The organism is Parabacteroides johnsonii DSM 18315 (assembly GCF_025151045.1).
In the GTDB taxonomy this organism is placed as follows: Bacteria; Bacteroidota; Bacteroidia; order Bacteroidales; family Tannerellaceae; genus Parabacteroides; species Parabacteroides johnsonii.
The window spans coordinates 3,560,981-3,582,365 of the sequence record NZ_CP102285.1 but is presented as its reverse complement, the minus strand read 5'-3'; the positions used below and the strand labels follow the sequence as shown (position 1 = coordinate 3,582,365).

Annotated in this window: 15 protein-coding genes; 12 read left to right on the top strand and 3 right to left on the bottom strand. The window is 41.2% G+C overall.

Annotated features, from left to right (window positions below; all coding sequences use genetic code 11):
* Window positions 1–10: 10 nt before the first annotated feature.
* A complete protein-coding gene (locus NQ564_RS14895; RefSeq protein ID WP_008146504.1) occupies window positions 11–796 on the bottom strand; it encodes a phosphatidylinositol-specific phospholipase C/glycerophosphodiester phosphodiesterase family protein in 786 nt (261 codons plus the stop codon).
* A 94-nt stretch (window positions 797–890) separates the two neighbouring features.
* Here NQ564_RS14895 and NQ564_RS14890 point away from each other — a divergent pair, with 94 nt between their 5' ends.
* The 6 genes from NQ564_RS14890 (at window position 891) to NQ564_RS14865 (ending at window position 9,620) form a co-directional block, all read left to right on the top strand.
* Window positions 891–1,790 (top strand): metallophosphoesterase, encoded by a 900-nt coding sequence (locus NQ564_RS14890; RefSeq protein ID WP_008146503.1) that lies wholly within the window; start codon window positions 891–893, stop codon window positions 1,788–1,790.
* Window positions 1,791–1,795: 5 nt separating this feature from the next.
* Window positions 1,796–2,410: an RNA polymerase sigma-70 factor gene (locus NQ564_RS14885; RefSeq protein ID WP_008146502.1), complete on the top strand. Its 615-nt coding sequence runs from the start codon at window positions 1,796–1,798 to the stop codon at window positions 2,408–2,410.
* A 96-nt stretch (window positions 2,411–2,506) separates the two neighbouring features.
* Window positions 2,507–3,505: a FecR family protein gene (locus NQ564_RS14880; RefSeq protein WP_008146501.1), complete on the top strand. Its 999-nt coding sequence runs from the start codon at window positions 2,507–2,509 to the stop codon at window positions 3,503–3,505.
* A gap of 48 nt (window positions 3,506–3,553) precedes the next feature.
* Entirely contained in the window at window positions 3,554–6,775 is a 3,222-nt protein-coding gene (locus NQ564_RS14875; protein WP_008146500.1) for a TonB-dependent receptor, read from the top strand.
* Between the two features lie 22 nt (window positions 6,776–6,797).
* The gene (locus NQ564_RS14870; protein ID WP_008146499.1) at window positions 6,798–8,528 is read left to right on the top strand and encodes a RagB/SusD family nutrient uptake outer membrane protein; all 1,731 of its coding nucleotides are present in this window, start codon (window positions 6,798–6,800) and stop codon (window positions 8,526–8,528) included.
* 108 nt (window positions 8,529–8,636) lie between these two features.
* Window positions 8,637–9,620, top strand: a complete 984-nt coding sequence (locus NQ564_RS14865; RefSeq protein ID WP_039848028.1) for a family 43 glycosylhydrolase — start codon at window positions 8,637–8,639, stop codon at window positions 9,618–9,620.
* Window positions 9,621–9,774: 154 nt separating this feature from the next.
* Here NQ564_RS14865 and NQ564_RS14860 read toward each other — a convergent pair whose 3' ends face one another.
* Both NQ564_RS14860 and NQ564_RS14855 read right to left on the bottom strand, forming a co-directional pair.
* Window positions 9,775–11,715 carry a heavy metal translocating P-type ATPase gene (locus NQ564_RS14860; RefSeq protein WP_008146493.1) on the bottom strand — a complete coding sequence of 647 codons (1,941 nt, stop codon included), beginning with the start codon at window positions 11,713–11,715 and terminating at the stop codon, window positions 9,775–9,777.
* A gap of 65 nt (window positions 11,716–11,780) precedes the next feature.
* On the bottom strand, window positions 11,781–12,209 hold the full coding sequence (locus NQ564_RS14855; RefSeq protein WP_008146491.1) for a Fur family transcriptional regulator: 429 nt from the start codon (window positions 12,207–12,209) through the stop codon (window positions 11,781–11,783).
* 109 nt (window positions 12,210–12,318) lie between these two features.
* On the opposite strand from NQ564_RS14855, the gene NQ564_RS14850 reads away from it, so the two are divergent.
* From NQ564_RS14850 to NQ564_RS14825, 6 genes are all read left to right on the top strand, one after another.
* Window positions 12,319–12,873, top strand: coding sequence for an RNA polymerase sigma-70 factor (locus NQ564_RS14850; protein ID WP_008146489.1), 555 nt, complete (start codon window positions 12,319–12,321; stop codon window positions 12,871–12,873).
* A 248-nt stretch (window positions 12,874–13,121) separates the two neighbouring features.
* Window positions 13,122–14,117 (top strand): FecR family protein, encoded by a 996-nt coding sequence (locus tag NQ564_RS14845; RefSeq protein ID WP_021862391.1) that lies wholly within the window; start codon window positions 13,122–13,124, stop codon window positions 14,115–14,117.
* A 156-nt stretch (window positions 14,118–14,273) separates the two neighbouring features.
* Window positions 14,274–17,510 (top strand): SusC/RagA family TonB-linked outer membrane protein, encoded by a 3,237-nt coding sequence (locus NQ564_RS14840; protein ID WP_008146484.1) that lies wholly within the window; start codon window positions 14,274–14,276, stop codon window positions 17,508–17,510.
* A gap of 13 nt (window positions 17,511–17,523) precedes the next feature.
* On the top strand, window positions 17,524–19,239 hold the full coding sequence (locus tag NQ564_RS14835; RefSeq protein ID WP_008146483.1) for a RagB/SusD family nutrient uptake outer membrane protein: 1,716 nt from the start codon (window positions 17,524–17,526) through the stop codon (window positions 19,237–19,239).
* Window positions 19,240–19,249: 10 nt separating this feature from the next.
* Window positions 19,250–20,635, top strand: a complete 1,386-nt coding sequence (locus NQ564_RS14830) for a Gfo/Idh/MocA family protein (RefSeq protein ID WP_008146482.1) — start codon at window positions 19,250–19,252, stop codon at window positions 20,633–20,635.
* A 170-nt stretch (window positions 20,636–20,805) separates the two neighbouring features.
* Window positions 20,806–21,339, top strand: coding sequence for an RNA polymerase sigma factor (locus tag NQ564_RS14825; protein ID WP_008146481.1), 534 nt, complete (start codon window positions 20,806–20,808; stop codon window positions 21,337–21,339).
* Window positions 21,340–21,385 lie beyond the last annotated feature (46 nt).

Sequence of the window (21,385 nt, the reverse complement as noted above, 5' to 3'; positions counted from 1 at the left end):
AAAAGATTTTTTAGGGATTCTGTAAAATCAAGCTCAACGCTTTCAGGTTGTCGGCCCCGATCAGATCCACTTTTTCTTTGATAAAGAACTTTTTGAATAGTGGTGTGTCCGGTGCACCCCACCAGCGGAATAGTTTGCCTTCCGCATGGGTTTGCCGGATATATTCGCGCATCTTTTCGAGCTTTTCGGCGGGTATCTCTCCCTGGCCTTTCCAGCCGATGTATTTGGAATAATTATCGCTAATGACAGGCATTTGGGCGGCCGGAATACCTTTCCCTAAATCTTCTATCGTACCGTCCAGAAAGATAAATCGGTTGGTTTCAGCAGCAATAGCCTTACGGGGACTTCTCCCTGACAGATAGAACAACACGGCACTTTCTTGCAGTTTCCCGTCCTTTTCATGACAGAAAAGAGATTCGTATGGCTCCAGTTTCTTTTTCAAGACGGGGTACATCGCTTCGCCGTCTGTCTTGCAATCAACCATCAGGTAAAACGGGCGGTCGCTGCCCGGATATACTTTGCCCCCGTTCTTTTTGATCCGTTCGACTAATGGCAAGAGATACAGTTTCTCGAATGTGATATCCGGGTTGGGGGCGACCGAATCGTGGGACACATACAGCTCGCCGTCGATTAGCCATAAATCCGCTTCCACACAATTGAATTGGAATGAAAGGGCATCGAATAGCGGACGGGGACGTTCATAATCGTTGTGTGAGAAAGCATTGTAATGAATTGTCTGGGCTTCGATAGAGCCGGACAACAGACTGATAAGCAGAATAATTACTTTTAGTTTCATATGACAGATTCGTATTTGATAAGGCAAAGGTAAACAGTTTTATCCAATTCTCCGGGAATATTGTTTACATTTGCCCTAATCAATCTGATAAACCATGAATAGACGATTATTTTTTAAGAGATCATGTGCGGGGGCATTACTTTTATCCTGTCCGGGTTTGTTGGCGCGGGAAAATGAAAAGAGACTGCGTTTCGGCTTGGTAACGGATATACATTTTGCTCATCGGAATGTACACGGAACCCGCTATTATGAACAATCTATCACAAAATTATCGGAAGCAATAGACGTTTTTAATAGGCGGAAATTAGATTTCATGATTGAACTTGGAGATTTGAAGGATATGGGTGATACTCCTGAAAGAGGGCAGACTTTGTCGTTTTTAGATGAGATAGAAGCAAAGTTCCAGACATTCGACGGCCCTGTCTATCATGTGTTGGGCAATCATGATATGGATAGCATTTCAAAACCTGAATTCCTCGCGCATACGGCCAATTATGGGAATGCGAAAGGAAAACCTTATTATTCCTTCGTACGGAACCAGATTAAGTTTATCGTACTCGATGGTAACTGCAACGAGGATGGTTCCGATTATGATTCCGGTAATTTCGATTGGACCAAGGCGTTTATCCCCGCTGGCCAAAGAGAATGGTTGCAGCAGGAACTGAAGAAAGACGATTTGCCTGTCGTGATCTTTATCCATGAACTGTTGGATACTTTTTCGGGTATTAGTAAGGAACTTTGTATCGGCAATGCTGAGGAGATCGTTTCGATACTTGAGCAAAGCGGCAAGGTCGTAGCCGTTATCCAAGGACATCATCACGCGGGTAACTATAGTTTCCGGCATGGAATCCACTATTTTACGATGAAAGGAATGATAGAAGGAAGTCTTCCCGAAAATAATAGTTTTGCTGTTGTTGAAATAGACAAAGACTTGAATATCTATATAGAGGGGTTTTATAATTGCAAGAATAAGGAGATGAAACATAATAGATAATCATTATGAAGAACTTCACAGACGAGAAGACTCTCCTTCGGGAGATAAAGAACGGAAACGGCGAAGCATTCGAATTTCTGTTCAATAGCTATTATCCTCGGTTGCGGGGATATGCTGCTCGTTTTGTGACAGATGAGGAGGCAGTCAGGGATATCATACAGGAGAGCTTTTTGAGGTTTTGGGAAAAACGTGATCTGATAGAAGCTGTTTCCATTTCATCTCTTCTTTTCGCAATGGTGAGAAATGCCTGTCTGAATTATTTGAAACATCTACAACTGGTCGAGCAGCATAACCTGGAACATTTGGATAGGGTGGCTGGGCAGGAAGAACTTTATTATTGGGACTTTAACCTGAGTCCGGAATATACGCTTCTGTATAAGGAACTGCAACAACAGATCCGTCTTGTTATGAATGATTTGCCCTCCCGTTGCCGTGAAGTATTTGAAATGAGCCGTTTTAAGAAAATGAAAAACCGGGAGATTGCAGATGCTCTCCAAATATCGACTACTGCGGTAGAGAAACATATAGCCAAAGCCTTAGCACGCTTTTCCGCACATTTTAAAGATAAATATCCGTTGGATGTCTATATCGCGATACTGGCTTGGCTGCTTTCCGAATGAACGAAGTCCTGTTTCTTTTGTTTTGGAAAATTTTTTTCAGGGAGGGGGTTGGGTAAAATTCATTTGGGTTGTTACATCATATAGAAAGCAAAAGTTATGAAAGAGCAGGAGATCGATAATCACCAGTTGGCAATACGTTATTTTGAAGGACGCATTACTCCCTCCGAAGAAGAAATTCTTTTCCGGTTTGTGAATGATGCACCTTCCAATAAGAGAATGTTTCGCCAATGGGAGGAAGAATGGATGCTTTCTTATAAATTGATTCCTGAAGTTTCGAATGAATGGAAACAGTTGCAGCGCCGGATGCAGGTGCGTCAATCGCTGAATGGGGTGTTTAGTACTAAATACATGCAATTGCAGCGGTTTATCGCTGTTGCTGCAATTGCATGTGTTTTATTATTGAGTGGAACATATGGTTTCTATCTTTATCGGAATACGGAAACTGCCGATAACCGGTTTGCTTTAGAAACGGCCTATGGAGAAAAAAGTAAGCTGATATTGGCGGATGGAACGATTGTATGGTTGAATGCCGGTTCTTCTTTACAGTATGCCGGTAATTTCAATTCTAAAAACAGGGAAGTCTTTTTAACCGGCGAAGCTTATTTTGAAGTGACCAAACAGTCGGATGGAACTCCTTTTGTGGTTAAAACGGACCAGTATAGTGTATTGGTCAAAGGAACAAAGTTTAATGTATCTTCTTACCCCGAAGATATTTCTGCCAAAACGACATTATTGGAAGGCTCTATCGATATTTTATATAAAGGAAGACATATTCCGGTTGCACCGGGAGAATTGCTTAGTCTTGACAAACAAAACGGAAGTTTTTCCCGTCAGAGGGTGCAGGCATCTCAATATAAATCCTGGACAGAAGGTAGAGTTGAATATGATAAAATCACTCTCAATGAGCTAGCAGTCCGCCTATCCCGTAAATATGACGTTCAGATTCATTTGGGGGACGACTTGGAAAAAGATATTGCTTTCCGTGTATCACTTCGCAATGAAGAGACTGTCGGAGATGTCTTTCAAGCTTTATCCGAGATTATACCGATCCGTTATGAGCGGCGGGGCCGGGATATTTATATTCGAAAACAATAGCGCAATTGTTAATATATTATTAAATCTAATTCTTTAATTTATTGGTTTATGTATAGAAAACATGTAGGAAGGGCGTTAATCCTTGCCTTGATGCTTTCTGGAGCCACCTCCATGAATGCACAGCGGATCACCCGGCAATTTAAAAATGTTCCTTTAAAAACAGTATTAGCGGAAGTAGAGAAAGAACTACAGTATTCCATCATTTACAAGAAAGACGAGGTAAATGAACGGAAGCAGATTACGCGAGATTTTAAAGATGCATCCTTGGAAGAAGTGCTATCTGCCATATTGGATAATGGATTGTCTTATTCCGTCCAAGGCAAGATGATTGTAATTTCCAAGAAAGAAGCAGCGGAACCATCTATCACTCAGCAAAAGCAGATCATCGTGAAAGGTATTGTGAAAGATGAAAATGGCGAACCTGTTGCCGGTGCGAATGTTGTTGAAAAGGGAACGTCTAATGGTACGATTACGGATATGGATGGGAATTTCTCTTTGTCGATATCCGAAGGTTCCAAATTAAGTATAACGTACATCGGATATTTGGACAAGGATGTTGCGGTTAGTAAAGGTAAGACAACATTGAACATCCAATTGAAGGAAGATACACAAGCTTTGGATGAAGTGGTTGTGGTTGGCTATGGTTCTGTCAAAAAACGTGACCTGACAGGATCTGTTTCACAGATTTCATCTTCATCGATTCAGAATCAGGCTGTGATGAAAGATCCTATGCAAGCATTGCAAGGTAAAATTGCAGGTGCGGATATTACGATGGGAAACTCTCCCGGAGCATCTTCTACCATTGTGATCCGTGGATATAATTCGATCAATGCGGGCAATGATCCATTGATAGTGGTGGATGATGCTCCGTTCGGAGGAAAGATCGATGAGATCAATCCGGCAGAAATCGAGTCGATTGATGTTTTGAAAGATGCTTCATCCACCGCTATTTATGGTTCTCGAGGAGCAAATGGTGTTGTTATCATTACGACAAAACGTGCCCGTAAGGAAGCTAAACTGTCTGTTAGTTATGACGGATATGTCGGTGTGTCCAAGTCATTCAAAAATTATGATATGATGAGCGGTGAAAAATATGCAGACTGGAAAAGAATGGCTAATTATGGAAAGACAGATAAGGAAATATTTGATGATATTCAATTAAAAGCCTTGAACTCCGGACAATTTGTAGATTGGCAAGATTTGATGTTTAGCGGTACGGGCTATAAAACGGATCATAATGTCAGTATCAACCAGTCGAATGGTCGTAACCGTAATATGTTAGTGTTAGGTTATAATAAAGACCAAAGTATTATTGATAATATGGGATATGAACGTTTCTCTGCCCGTATTAATGGAGATATGGAATTAGCAAAGAACTTGAAAGTCGGTTATTCTTCTTTATTGGCACTGACAACCCGTAATAATGGAGATAATAGTGTTTGGAAATATGGTACTGTACTGGATCCTCTAACGGAGGTGTATGATGAAAATGGTGATTTACGCTTCTATAATAGTGGTTGGTATCAGACGGTATTGCATTCGAATCCTTTGTTCGATACTGATAAAAGTAATGTAGACAATAAGGAGAAGAGAACTCGTATTTTATTGAACCTGTTTGCTGATTGGGAAATTGTTACGGGGCTGAAATTCCGTACCAGTTTGACCTATGGTTTATCCGCAATTGAAAATGGAATTTACAGAAGTGCGACTTCACAGGCTCGGCAGTTGGCGGATCCGTCTGCTGAGTATAAGAAAACGAATGAACAGCAGATTACATTCACAAATATGTTGAATTACAAAAAAACATGGAATGAGCATAGTTTGGATGCTTCGCTTGTACATGATATGCAGACTGATAAATCGGAATTGGTCGGATTGACAGGTCAAGGTATGCCTTATTTTGGTTCTTCGTTTAATGTGAATGAAGCTCCGGATGTCTTTACTCGTCTATCTTCCGTACGAAAATGGGCATTGTTGTCATTCATGGGAAGAATCAATTATTCGTTTAAGGATCGGTATTTATTGACATTGACGGGGCGTTATGATGGCTCTTCCCGTTTGGCTAAAGGTAATAAATGGGACTTTTTCCCATCTGTGGCATTAGCTTGGCGCATGAATGATGAATCATTTTTGAGAGATGTTGATTGGCTTTCAAATTTGAAACTCCGTTTAAGTTGGGGTAATTCAGGAAATACAGCTATATCGGAATATGCAACGCAAGGAGCTTTAGGTAAATATGTCTATTATTTTGGTACAACCGAACAATCGGCTATGGGATATCTCCCTACTGAATTGGCTAATAATCAATTAGGGTGGGAGCGGACAGAAGAATATAATGTTGGTGTTGATTTCGGCTTCTTGAATAACCGTATCAATGGTTCTATTGATGGATATGTCCGTAATACAGATGATTTGTTGATGAAACGTAATTTACCGATTACAACCGGATATGAATTTACTTGGCAGAATGTAGGTAAAACTCGTAATTCAGGTGTGGAAATTGCATTGAATACAGTTCCAGTGATAACGAAAGATTTCAAATGGACAGTGGACTTGACGTTTGGTTATAATAAGAATGAAATAGTCGAATTGTTTAACGGAAAAGAGGATAGCCCAGGTAACAAATGGTTTATTGGAGAGCCGCTGTATATTGAGCGCTTGTATAAATATATCGGCGTTTGGCAAAAGGGAGAAGAGGAAGAGGCTGCACGATATGGGCGTGAACCGGGAAATCCTAAAATAGAAGATGTAAACAATAACGGTGTATATGATGAAGGTGATTTGCACACATTCAATAAAATACCGAAGTGGACAGCAGGTTTATCTACCGGATTGTATTATAAGAACTTTGATTTGAATGTTTATTTCTATACACGTCAGAAATATGGTCAGGTGCTAGGTGTTTTAACAGATGAAGCTGGTTCTACTCGTTATAATCATTTGAATGTAGATTTTTGGACGCCTGATAATCCGTCGAATACGTGTCCTAAACCTGTCATAACCAATCCACAGGAGTTGTTGACATCGAGTGATTATGCTTATAGAGATCTCTCTTTCATTCGTTTGAAGAACATTAACGTGGGCTATACATTGCCGAAAGAAATCTCCAAGAAGTTCTATAGCGAAAAGTTTAGGATGTATTTTATGGTTGAAAATCCATATACTTGGACAAAAAGTGATTATGTAGGACTGGATCCGGAAAACTGTAATGCTTATACGGACCATCGCCCATTGACATCATTCGTTTTTGGAGTAAATGCAACTTTCTAAATAGTCTAATTGATAATGAGATATGAAAATACTAAATAAAACATTAATAGGTTTGCTGTCTTTATTCTGCTTAGTGTCTTGTGACTTCTTGGAAGAAACAGCTTATAACAAAGTGACTGTTGGTAATTTCTATACCACTAAAGAGGGAATTACTAATGGAGTGAATGGATTGTATTCTACCTTAAGAAACATGTATATACAGGAATATCTGATTTATATGTGTGAAGGTCCTTCTGATTTATGGATCGCTTATAATGGTAGTGAACAATGGAGAAATTGGACAATAGATGCAACCAATAATGATGTAAGAAGTTTTTGGTATAATTCTTATAAGTCAATAAATCAATGCAATACTGTTATTTATAGTTTGGAAAATGATGAAATTGAAGGGCTGGATGAAAGTTTGCGTATACAATATTTGGCGGAAGCCTTATTCATCAGAGCTCATTATTTTTATCATTTGGTTCAGCAATTTGGAGATGTTCCAATGTCTTTAAAACCTACAAATTCTGTTGAAACAGCTGTGTACAAAACAAAAGCTGATGAGGTGTGGACGCAAATTATTTCTGATTTGGAGTATGCAATGCAGAATTTGCCGGAATCTTATTCTGTTTCAGAATATGGTCGAGTAACAAAATATGCAGCGATGCATCACTTGTCAAGAGTTTTATTGACAGTAAAACGGGATAATCGTGATATTGAAAATGCATTAGAGTATGCAGAAACAGTGATTAATTCTGGACAATACTCATTGGTTCAGTCGCATGCAGAACTTTGGGATATTAATAATAAACATAATTCAGAAGTTATTTTCCCAGTGCTGTATACACAAAATGCTGAATTGAATGGAAATGGAAATACGGCTCATATGTTTTTTTGTTCTGCTTATTCAGAAGAACATCCGGCAGTATTGCGTGTGATAGAATATGGTCGTCCTTGGAGTAGAGAGCGTTCGACAGATTTCGCTATTAACTTGTTCGATGAAACGATAGATAAACGTTGGGATGATTGTTTTATTTCCAGATGGAATGTGACAGAAGAGTCTGTGACCGAAAAAATATTTAGCCCTTATAGCAAGCAGATGGAAGAAAAAGTTTGGAAAAAAGGTGAATTGGCGATGATCGATCCGAGAGAACCTTGGACACCAGAGCAAATCAAGGATGTTTGGCCGGTGCTTGTTTTCTTACCTGAATATATGCGTGAACAAATTGATCCGGCGATAGATGTCCAGTCTGAAACGAATCCCAATGCAAAGTGGCCTTCAAATACTCGTTTTACAAGTTATAAAATGTATGCTTATCTGGTAAAACACTTAGATCCGTTACGTCCGGAAGTCAATTGGACTGCAGGTTCACGAGACGTGTTTGTTTTCCGTTTGGCGGATACTTATTTGTTGGCTGCTGAGGCTGCATTTTTATTGGGTAATTCGCAGAAGGCTGTCGAGTATATTAATGTAGTTCGTCATAGGGCTGCTGTTCCCGGCCATGAAACAGATATGGAGATAAAATCATCGGATGTTTCGATTGATTTTATTTTGGACGAGCGTGGACGTGAACTGATGGGAGAAATGCATCGTTGGTATGATTTAAAACGTACAGGAAAATTAATGGAGCGTATGAATGATTCGAATATGAGCTCTTCAACTGCTGGAAAATTTGAAGAGTTCCATATCTTACGCCCAATACCCCGTGACCAACTCACCAATGTTTCAAATCCGGAAGAGTTTACACAGAATCCGGGTTATGGTAACTAATAGTTGAGATTTTTGATTTGAAATATGGTTTAGGGAGAGATGAGTTTTTGTCTCTCCTTGAATTTGTATTTATCTTTGTATATTGGATTAATGAATAATAAAATGATAATGAAAACACTTTTACTAACAATTCTCAGCCTGCTCCTCTCTTTGAGTGCAAATGCTCAGCAACTTCCCCTCATGATGTATGGTGATACCTCCCGTGTCGGAGTGCCTTATTCGAAAGATCCGCATGTGGTTAAATTTAAGGGGCGCTATTTGATGTATCATTCTATTCCGCCGATGAAGGGGGATCCTGCTTCTGGATGGAATATTGGGATTGCGGAGAGTAAGGATTTGGTTAACTGGACGAAGGTGGGAGAGATCACGCCTGCTCCCGGAGCTGATTATGAGAAGAAAGGACTTTGTGCACCCGGTGCGTTGGTGAAGGATGGAAAGGTGCATTTGTTTTATCAGACATATGGGAATGGTGAAAAAGATGCTATCTGCCATGCCGTATCGGATGACGGCATTCGTTTCAAGAGGAATCCGACGAATCCGATTTTCCATCCGGCCGGAGATTGGACTTGCGGTCGTGCCATAGATGCGGAAGTATGCGAGTTCAAAGGACGTTATTTCCTCTATTTTGCAACCCGCGATAAAAACTACGACATCCAGATGCAGGGAGTTGCCGTTGCTCCGGGCAATACTAATTTTAACCGGGAAGACTGGGTGCAGGCGACGGATTCCTCTATCCTGTATCCCGTGTATCCGTGGGAAGGAAAATGTATCGAAGGGGCTTCGATTGCAAAAAGAGGTGACAAGCTTTATATGTTTTATGCCGGAGCTTACAATAATGCCCCCCAACAAATCGGAGTGGCGGAAAGTGAAGACGGCATTGTTTGGAAACGCCTTTCGGAAGAACCTTTCCTTAGGAACGGCAAACCAGGCGAATGGAATTCCAGCGAATCCGGTCATCCTCATATTTTTACCGATTCGGACGGACGAACCTACTTGTTCTATCAGGGAAATAACGATAATGGAAAAACCTGGTATATCACACAAGAAGAGGTGATTTGGAAAAATGGAAAACCTTTTCTGAAAGGTAAGTGAAGGTGTGTCAAATTGACATTACCGGACGCGGATGATGCAGAATGCGCAGACGAACGCAGATTTATTTTGTTGATAATTAATATATCTGTGTTAATCTGCGCTCGTCTGCGTTGTCTGCGTCCCATGAATACCGATATTTGACACATCATCAGTTTTACCATACCTTCCTGTTCAGTATGCGGACCGAGTTGAAGACCGCCAGCAGAGCGACACCGACATCTGCGAAGACTGCTCCCCACAACGTGACGTATCCCAATGCACCAGCCAACAGTACAATCCCTTTTACACCAAGTGCCCCTATGATATTCTGACGGACAATTGTACGTGTCTTGCGACCGATAGCGATAGCCGTTGCGACTTTGGACGGCTGGTCGTTCTGGATAACGACGTCGGCACTCTCGATCGCTGCATCCGAACCGAGTCCGCCCATCGCAATTCCTACATGGCTTAGTGCCAATACCGGAGCATCGTTCATTCCGTCTCCGACAAAAGCTACGGATTTACCCGGCTCTTCAACCATTTCCCGGATATGCGTCGCCTTATCTTCCGGCAACAGGTTTCCGTATGCGAGGTCGATGTCTAAACGTTTGGCAAAAGACTCGACAATCTCTTTTTTGTCACCCGACAGTAAACGGATATCTGTCACTCCTAACTTCCTCAGTTTGGCAATCGCCTCCACTGCATCATCTTTCAATGTATCGGACAATAGTAGATGGCCGGCATATTTTTTGCCGATGGCGCAGATAACGACGGTCGCCACCTTGTCGGACAACTCTTCGGGGATGGAAATCCCGCGCTCTGTCATCAGGCGGATATTCCCGACAAGTACTTCCTGTCCACCGATGATTGCTTCCATACCATGTCCGGCCAGTTCATGCATCTCCGAGATGTTGATTGCAGAGATATTCTGTTTCTTTGCGTAGCGGACGATCGCCTGTGCGATCGGGTGAGTACTTTTCTGTTCGACGGATAAAAGTAAGGCCAATAGTTCCGGTTCGGAAATTCCATGTGCCAGCATATCCGTCACCTCGAAACGGCCGGTAGTCAATGTACCGGTTTTGTCGAATGCGACGGTATTTATCCGGGTGATAGCATCCAGATAATTGCCGCCCTTGAACAAGATACCGGCTTGTGAAGCCGCCCCGATACCTCCGAAATATCCCAGCGGTACACTGATTACCAAGGCGCATGGGCAGGAGATAACCAAAAATACCAATCCCCGGTACAACCAGTCATGGAAGACATATTGGAAAGACGGCACCACCAGCCCGGCAAGTGCCGGAACTATGACGATCAGCAGAGCCAATACGATCACAGCCGGTGTGTAGAACCGTGCGAACCGGCGGATGAACAGCTCGGCAGGAGCTTTACGTTCGGCAGCATCTTTCACCAACGCTAAAATGCGGGCTAATGCACTCTGGTCATACGGGCGGTTCACTTCTATGCGGACGGCTTGTCCCAGTACGATCATTCCCGCCAGGACTTCATCTCCTTTCCTGAGAGTACGGGGCATGCTTTCGCCTGTCAGGGCGGAGGTGTCGAACGACGCTTCGGTTTCCTGCAAAATTCCGTCGAGCGGTATGCGTCCGCCCGGCTTTACCTCGATCCGTTCACCTGTCTTCACCTCTTTCGGGGAGACGTTGATATATTTACCTTCACGGAATACATCCGTACGTTCGGGACGGACATCGAGCAAGCGGCTGATATTTTGTGAAGCACGTTCGACGGCCTTGTTTTGCAGCATTTCTCCAACCGTATAGAAAAGCATGACAGCTACAGCTTCTGGATATTCGCCAATGCTGAAAGCTCCGATCGAAGCAATCGACATCAATGAGAATTCAGTGAAAAAATCTTTTTGCAAAGCCTCACGATAAGCTTCTCGCATGACAGGCAGCCCTACCGGGAGGAAAGCTGTCAGATACCAGACGAGCTTTACCGCCGGCGAGAACCAGCTTTGTCCGGTATGGTCCAAGATCAGTCCCGCAATTAACAGAATGAAAGACAGGATTGGTAATGCTATCTCCCAACGTTTTTCTCCTTTATTGTGTCCGTGTCCACATCCGCATCCGGAGTGGCAAGTAGTTTTTGCTTCCATAAATCAATCTGTTTTTATTATTCCGATGCAAAGATCCGAAGATACTTTTGCAACTCGATTGCATTTTACAGATCCGTTGGCTTGCATGCCGGACAAATCCCTTTGACCGTATAGTTGATCGTATCCATGATGAAGCCTTCCGGCAACTGTACGACCGGGATTTTTATCGGGTCCATACAATAGGTTTTATGGCAAACCTCACAGTAAAAATGGATATGCCTGTTTTCTATAAAGCAAGTATCGGTGTCGCTCCGGCAGATTTCGTATTTCATCGACCCGCTTCCGTCCTCGAAAGCGTGGACGGCGTGATGCTCCAACAGGATCGCCAGAGAGCGTGAAATGGTCGATTTGTCTAATGTCTCAAGTTGCGCCTCCAGTTCGAGCAAGGAAATAGGATGTGTCTGTTCCGACAATTTCTGTAATATAAGGATCCGGGCGGCTGTAGGGCGCACACCTTTATCTTTGAGCTTCTCTTCGCATTGTTTTGTTGACATAAATCGTATTGTTTTTCTTGACTCTGTAAAATTATAACAAAATTAATGCAACTCAGTTGCAAACTTTTATTTTGATTATTCTGATATTTTTCGCTACTTCGCATTTGTTATGGAATTACCAGAGGAGCAAAATAAGTTAAAGGAGATCGCCGCTGGAAATGTGGAAGCTTTCGAGCATCTGTTTTTCCAGTACCAACCTCGGTTGGTAAATTTCCTTATCGGCCTAACGCATGATAAGGAAGTCAGCCGTGATATGGCCCAGGATTTGTTTCTCTCGTTGTGGAAAGACCGCGAAAAACTTAAAAATGTCCGTTCTTTCTCCTCCTACCTTTTCCAGATGGCGCGTTTTACCGTGTATGACTACTTCGATCGTCTTATAGTATCGGAAAAATATACGAACGAATACTTGCAGGAAGCCTCCCCGGCCGAATCAGAGGAAGAAGCCTTGTTCGTCCGCGAGCTGCAATCGATCATCAACCGTACGGTCGATCAAATGTCTCCCCAGCGAAGCAAAATCTACCGGATGAGCCGTGAGGAAGGCTTGTCCAATGACGAAATCGCCATGCGCCTCGATATCAGCAAACGAACGGTGGAAAACCACCTGACCGCCGCCCTTGCCATTCTTCGTAAAGTCCTTTATCTTTTCTTCCTTTTGCACGCTTGAACCGTCATTCGCATGCTTGTCTTTTGCCGGTTGGATGCAAGTGTAATCTGTTTTCGACATTGTCGTGTATATATTCGACGTTGTCAAAAATATATTCGACATTGTCGAAAATATACACGACAATGTCGAAAACAGATTACACTTGCACAAAACCGGAAAAACATAATGAAGAAAAGTTGAAAAAAAGTGCATATTCGGTTGTGTGTATTTCCATAGTAAGCCGACTCCATTATAAAGCACGGGATTTTATGGAAAACGACAACAATATAAAACGAATCATACAACTTTATTTCGGAAAGCATTTTTCCCGTTCGGGGCGTGTCCTGTTCGGACGTTGGCTGCGGGCGGAAGATGGAGCTTCTGAGAAGACCGATATGTTGCAGGCCTTTTGGGAACATTCGCCGGCAGAAGCGACTGTCGAGACTCGCGAAGACTGGGATGCCCTGCAAAGACATTTACAGGTTGAACCGGTCCGTCGGAATACCGTCTCGATGTATCGTGGATGGATCAAATATGCGGCGGTAATTGCATTGATGCTATTGACGGGAGCGGCGACTTTCTTCGTTACGGATCGCTTGAAACCTACCCGGCATGTAGAGATGGCGGAATTATTCGTTCCTTATGGTGAGAGTCGGCAGGTTATTTTGCCGGATGGTTCACAGGTATGGGTCGATGCCGGTTCGTTGCTCGTTTATCCGAAAGACTTTACGGATACGGAAACCCGTACGGTTTACCTGACAGGTGAAGCTTCGTTCACAGTTCGGAAAAACAGGGAAAAGCCTTTTATCGTGAAGACGACTTATTTGGATATCCAGGCTTTAGGTACGGTATTTACGGTTGCTTCTTATCCGGGTGATTCCTGTACGAGTACGATTTTGGAAGAGGGAAGTGTCAAAGTGGATGTAAAGACAGGCGACCACCAGCCGGCTATCCTGAAGCCGAATGAACGCTTGGTTTATTCGCATGCGGCGCATACGGTAACGGTCCAGTCAGTCGATGCTTTGCTCTATAAGATGGAGCGTAGCGGTTACCTGATTTACGAGAATGTCTCTTTCAGTCATCTGATGGCTTCGTTGGAACGGAAGTTTAACGTGACGATTCATTATAATTCCCAGAAATATGCGGACGAATATTACAATGTCAAGTTCGCCCCGCATGAAACACTGGAGGATGTGTTGACTGTTTTGCAGCAGTTGATCGGCATTCATTTTAAGATAAAGGGAAATGTTGTATTTATAAATTAAAAATAGAGGAGAGGAACAGGATGAACAAAAGAAAACCGGAAAGAACGAAAGTGCGAAAATCCCTCTTTCCGGCGTTTGAAACCGAATTGTGACTTTTTTGGACTCAACGTAAAACGTTGGAAATAATTAATATTCAATTTTCAAACATACAAATATATGAAATTAACTAATCTAATACCTATAAAAGCGGGAAAAACGCTTTCCCGTTTATGCATAATTGGAGCTCTGTCTCTTGGTAGCTCGTTCGTATTTGCTCAAAATCAACAGGTTCGTTTGTCTGGAAGTAATTTAACCTTAAAGGCTGCTTTCAAGCAAATCGAACAACAAACGAAACTTTTCGTAGACTACAACACACAAGATGTCAACGATTCACGCGTGATCAAGAAAGTGCCGGCCGGCAACAACGTCAAGAACGTCCTGGAACAATTACTAGAAGGCACGAACTGTTCCATCACATTCAGTAACGGCCATGTAATCATTTCCAGAAAAACCCCGGCATCTTCCGAAACAAAAAAAGTCACAGGCGTTGTCAAAGATGAAAAAGGTGAACCGATCATCGGTGCGAATGTTGTGGAGAGGGGGACGACGAACGGGACTGTCACCGATTTGAATGGTCAATATAGTTTGGATATTTCTCCTTCGGCTGTTCTCCTGGTTTCCTATATCGGTTATGATACCAAAGAGATAAAGGTGGACGGGAAAAATGTATTGAATATTTCTTTGGCAGAGAATACGGAGAATTTGGATGAAATTGTTGTGATCGGTTATGGTACATCCAGAAAAAGAGATATTGTAAGTGCTATGTCTACTGTCAAAGGATCAACTATTAGTGCTGCTTCAACAAGTAATGTCCAAGATGCCTTGCAGGGAAAAGTCGCTGGTCTGGATATCCAGTCTGCACGATATGCAGGGGATGATCAGCAAATTTATATCCGTGGTGCAAGATCTTTGAATGCAGGAAATAATCCACTGATTATCGTAGACGGTATTCCTGGAAGTTTAGGGAGTGTAAATACTTACGATATAGAATCAATTGAAGTGTTGAAAGACGCTGCAAGCTCTGCTATTTATGGTTCTATGGGTGCAAATGGTGTTATTTTGGTAACGACCAAAAGAGGAAAAAAAGGGGTAAACCGTGAAGTTAATTTTAATTCTTATATAGGTTTGAACGTTCCTCATATGATGCCTTTGCAGTCCGGAGAAGAGTATGTACAGTTTAGACGTGATGGATACAGGTATGCTCATGGATGGGATACGCCTTTTGCGGATGAAGATGTTTTCACCCAATCTGAACTTGATATGATAAGAAATGGCAATTATACCGATTGGCAGGATTTATTGTATCGCAATGCATTGACACAGAGTTATCATTTGAGCATCAGTAATAGTGGAGAGAAGACTCGTTTATTGTTATCATTTAAATATGATAAAGAACAGGGGTATTATAAAACGAATGATGCGGAAAACTATAATTTGACATTGACGGCAGATCATGATCTAGCAGACTTCTGGACATTGGGTACGACTGTTCGATTGAAACGAAATAATATATCTGGATTCCAGAAACTCAATAACGAAATATTGTATATGACACCGTTATCTGATCCGTATTTGGAGAATGGTGATCTTAATTATTTCCCGAATCCGTTAAACACGTCCGGGTATAACCCGTTGGCTGATAATGTGCCTGGACAGTTTGCAGATGATGCCCAAAGCAATTTGTTGAATCTTAATTTGACTTCACATATAAAGATAAATAAATGGTTGAGTATGCATACTAACTTTGGTTATATTTTCTCAGACTATAAGCGAGGGTATTTCTATGGTAAAGATTCATACAAGGGTAAAGGTGTCAAGACGAATTCCGGTAAAGAGTATAATAATTATGACCAGTGGACACTAAACCATATTATTACATATGATAATAGTTTCGGAGATCATAATTTGGTTGTTGACCTTGTCGGTGAAATGCAGAGCCGGAGATATGATAAAGGTACTTTGTCTGGAGATAACCAGCCGGTAGAATATACATCATATCATAATTTAGGTTCCAACACGGAAAATATAAAAATAGGAAGTAGTTTTGAAAACTGGGCTTTGGCATCTGTCTTGGGTCGTTTACGCTATAATTATAAGAATAAATATTATTTTAATATAGCTTTCAGAACAGATGGTTCGTCTCGTTTGGCAAAAGGGAACCAATGGGCTGTTTTCCCTTCAGGGGGAGTCAGTTGGAGTATGAAGGATGAAAATTTTATGCAGAATGTGAATTGGATTAATAGCCTTAAACTTCGTGTGTCATATGGTACTGTAGGTAATACTGCTATTTCTCCTTATCAAACACTTGCTTCTTTGTCGCAATATGCTTATTTGTTCGGAGAAGATTCGTCTAATAAGTTCTATGTATATAGCCCAACTTCGATCGTGAATCTTGATCTTGGATGGGAAATATCCAAAACTGTAAATGCAGGGGTTGATTTCGGCTTGTTCAACAATAAATTGAATGGTTATGTCGAGTACTATAATACAAAAACGAGTGATTTGTTGATGAAGAGAACGATTCCTTCTTTTACCGGTTTCAATGATATTTGGCAGAATATCGGAGAAACAGAAACTTCGGGAGTTGAGTTCAATTTGAACTATAATCCGGTAAGGACAAAAGACTTGAATGTCGATATTTCACTGAATGCTTCCAGAAACTGGGAAAAGATTACGGCTTTGATTAGTGGTGAAGATTTGCCGAATAATAAATGGTTTATCGGAAAACCTTTAGGTGTGTTCTATGATTATGAAAAAATTGGTATTTGGCAGTTGGGAGAAGAAGAAGCTGCTGCCAAATATAATGCTAAAGTGGGGGATATCAAGGTTAAAGATCAAAATGGAGATGGTTCGATTAGTGCTGCGGACGATCGCATAATCTTGGGGCAGGTTCGCCCGAAATGGATTGCTTCGTTAGGTGCGAATGTTCAATATAAGAATTTTGATTTTTCTTTCAATCTGAACTCAAGATGGGGATATTTGGTTAAGCCCGCTCCATATGATGATATTACAATGGACGGACAGAGATGGTTGCCGGCTGTAGATTACTGGACTCCGGATAATCCGACAAATAGTTACCCACGTGCGGATCAGGCGAGTGGTTATGATACCTATCGTACCTCTAATGGCTACCAGAAAGGCGACCATATTAAAATTCAGGATATAACATTAGGATATAGTTTTGAGAATCTGCTATCAAAGAAGGTGCCAATCAGAAAATTGCGTTTCTATGTGCAAATGAGAAATGTCGGTTATTTGTATAGAGCTGCGGAGTTTGATATTATACCTGAACAACCTAATATTAATTATACGGTTCCCAGTAGTTATAATTTCGGAGTTAATGTAACATTCTAATAAGTCATGTATTATGAAAAACATAGCAATTTTTTTATTAATCGTATTATCTGTAAGTTCCTTTTCTTGTGATTTTCTGGAAGAAGAGCCAAAAGGGTTGATCAGTGATACGTATGCGAAAACAGAAGAAGGGGTTGAGTCGCTTATATTGAGTATCTATCAACGGAATCGTTATCTGACAGAACGTTTATACAAGTTTGCAGATTGCGGAACGGATTTGACAACCTATGCAACTAACGGTGTTGGTTGGCCTTATGAAGAGGCTATGATTTATAACGATCCTCTCATGATTTCTAATCGTTGGAATTCCCAATATTGGAAATATCTTTATAAGGGATTGAACGTTGCAAACTTGGGGGTACAGTATATACAGGAAACTCCTATTGCACATGAGGAAAAAAAGAATCAACTGATATCGGAGGTTCATGCTTTGCGTGCTTTTTACTTGTTTATGATTGTCGAGACATATGGTCCTGCATCCCATTATGCGGATACTCCGTCCCAATCAGTGATAACAGAAGGATATCAACCGGGTATTGCTGTCTTTTACAAGAAAATATTGGAAGATTTGGATATTGCTTTCCAATATTTGGATATGCCTCAGAATACTCAATGGGGCCGTATGAATATCGGGGTTGCTAAAACTTTGAAAATGCGTGTTTTGATGGCGTTGGCTGCTTATGATGATTCGATTATTACGGGAGCCGGTTATACTAAACAACAGTGTTATGATGAAGTGGTGAAGTTGTGTAATTCAGTTATTAATGACTATAATTATAAACTTTTGGATAATTATGCATCTGTGTTTGATGTGAATAACCAAATAAATGACGAGATTATCTGGTCAATACAATACACAAGTGATTTGGTGTATAACGGAATGGACCTTACGGATATTGATGCGAATAGTATGCATCGGTATTTTGTAGGTTGGTATAACAAGTCAGCCAAAAATCCGAACATCAATATTGACGGATTGTGGAGCCATTCTCGCGTATATGGCCGTGAATATCGTTGTACGATGCCTACCTATTATTATATCAGTCTTTTCGATAAATTTGATAAGCGCAGGGAACAGACTTTCCAGACTGCATGGTGCAGAATTCCGGATAACTGGAATAATGAACCCGACTATTCCGATACGCTGCTTATCCGGACATTGGATGTTGTGTCAGATGAATATGTGAAAAGCTATGAAGACAGAGGAATTATTGTCGACAATATTACGGATCTTTATGATATTAATACCGGAATTCCTACTATCAACGGTAGATCCTGCCATCATACAATGACAAAATATCTGGATCCGAGCCGTGATGAGGCTAAACGGGAAGAAGGCTTTAAAGACTTGATTCTGATGCGTCTAGGTGAAGTCTATATAACTTTGGCTGAAGCGTATGTAAGAACTAACCAACCGGAAAAAGCGGCAGAAGTGATTACCCAACTGAGAAAAAGAGCTTTAGTTGATGGACATGAAAGCGAACTGAAGGTAACTGCCGCTGATATGGACATGGATTTTATCCTAGAAGAAGGTGCACGTGAACTGGGATGCGAATTGAACCGTTGGTATATGTTGAAACGTTCTGGCAAAATGGTGGAATGGGTGAAAGAACATAATCCGGATATTACATTGATCAAGGATTATCATATCTATCGTCCTCTTCCTCAAGATGCGTTGTATGAAGTGACGAACTTGGACGTGTTCGTTCAAAATAAAGGCTATAAATAATTCTATTAATATGATGATTATGAATAAAATATCACGACGACATTTTTTAGCTGCGACAGGTGCTATAACTGGGGCAGCCTTATTGAATCCATTATCGGGAGTAGCGGCAGAAACAGCTGAAGCTTCGAAAGTTGTAGGGAAAAAACTTCGCCTTGCTATTGTTGGTACTGGCGGAAGAGGAACTTCCATGTGGGGGTATGACTTAATGAAAAGTTATCCTGACTACATCGAGTTTGTAGGCCTTTGCGATAAGAATGAAGGTCGTGTGGAAACCGGTAAGAAGATTATCGGGGCTTCCTGTCCTACTTATACGGATTTTGAAAAGATGATGAAGGAAACTAAGCCTGATGTGCTGATTGTAACGACAATGGATAGCACTCATCATCATTTTATTATCCGTGGAATGGAGCTTGGTGCGGATATTATTACAGAAAAGCCGATGACAACGGATGAAAAGAAAATCCAGGCAATTTTGGATGCAGAAAAACGGACAGGAAAGAATTGCCGTGTGACATTTAATTATCGTTATTCTCCACATCGTGCGAAAATATGGGAGTTACTCCGTGCTGGTGAGATTGGCGATATCACTTCTGCCGATTTTCATTGGTATCTGGATACCTCTCATGGTGCCGATTATTTTCGTCGTTGGCATCGTTTGGTAGAATGTAGCGGTTCTTTATGGGTACATAAAGCTAGCCACCACTTTGATCTTCTGAATTGGTGGATTGACAGTGATCCGGAAAGTGTGTATGCATTGGGCAGTTTGGATCATTATGGTAAAAACGGAACATTCCGAGCAGAGAATTGCCGTACCTGTCCTCACACTTCCAAATGTAAATTCTATTACGATATAACACGGAATCAGAATTATATGGATTTATATGTAGCCAACGAAAAATATGATGGTTATCTTCGTGATGGATGCGTATTTAAAAACGATGTCAATATCTTTGATAAGATGGCGGCAACAATTCGTTATAAAAATGGCGTGCAGGTTGCTTATTCTCTAACGACTTACAGTCCTTATGAAGGTTATCGTATAGCCTTTAATGGAACGAAAGGGCGTTTGGAAGCTTGGATACAGGAATCCCGGCCGACTTCTGATGCAAATTTTGATGAACTCGTTTTATTTAAGAATTTTGGAAAACGTGAGTATATCCAAATTCCATTCGGAACGTCTGGTCATGGAGGAGGGGATGCATTGCTGAAAGATCAGATTTTCTTACCTGGAGTAGAAGACCCGTATAAGCAGTGTGCAAGTGTCCGAGATGGTGCTTTGGCTTGTTTGGTCGGCATTGCGGCGCGTAATAGTATAGCGGCTGGTCAGCCGGTGAAAATAGCGGATCTTACTTCTATACAGCCTCAGGAAAAGAAATTGTATCAGAGGATATTGTAGATGTCTACTAAAATTTAAAATAAATGCTGTATCAGGGTCAATTTTCAGTCTTGATACGGCATTTGTTTTAAAGTATGGTTGGTGTTCATTTTTGAAAAAGTTCATGTTTCCGGTTTCAATCCAAAATTTATTGTATATTTGGGCACTAAGGAGATAAACCGGATAAGAGTATGTCTAATACCACAGATGAAAAATTGATAGAGGCGATCAGGAAAGATGATTACGTCAGTTATAATAAACTGTTTGAGCGTTATTATGGTCGCCTTTGTCAATATGTATATAGTCTGCTTATGGATAAAAATGATACGGAAGATGTTGTGCAGGAGCTTTTTCTAAATATATGGAAGAACCGGGAGAGAATTGAAATTAAAGAAAATGTTGGTGGATATCTTTATAAGATGGCAAAACATTTGGCATTGAACCATCTTCGCTCAAAAGTCTATTTTAATAACCTGTCGGAAACTCAAGATCAGTTATCGTATGAAGACAACCGGGTCGAGTCTGAAGAATTTAGGATTGCCCTTTATGGTTGTATCGACCATCTTCCCGATCGCTGTAAAGAAGTACTGTTGCTACACCGAATAAAAGGATTAAAGCAAAAAGAGATCTCGGAAAAACTCGATATCTCGGTAAAAACGATTAAAAATCAAATCTGGACCTCGCTTCAGAAACTGAGGAGATGTTTGGAATTAAAAGGAATATAATTTTTTTCAGGTCCGGAATAGGACCTTTTTTTATTTGTAGTGTCAT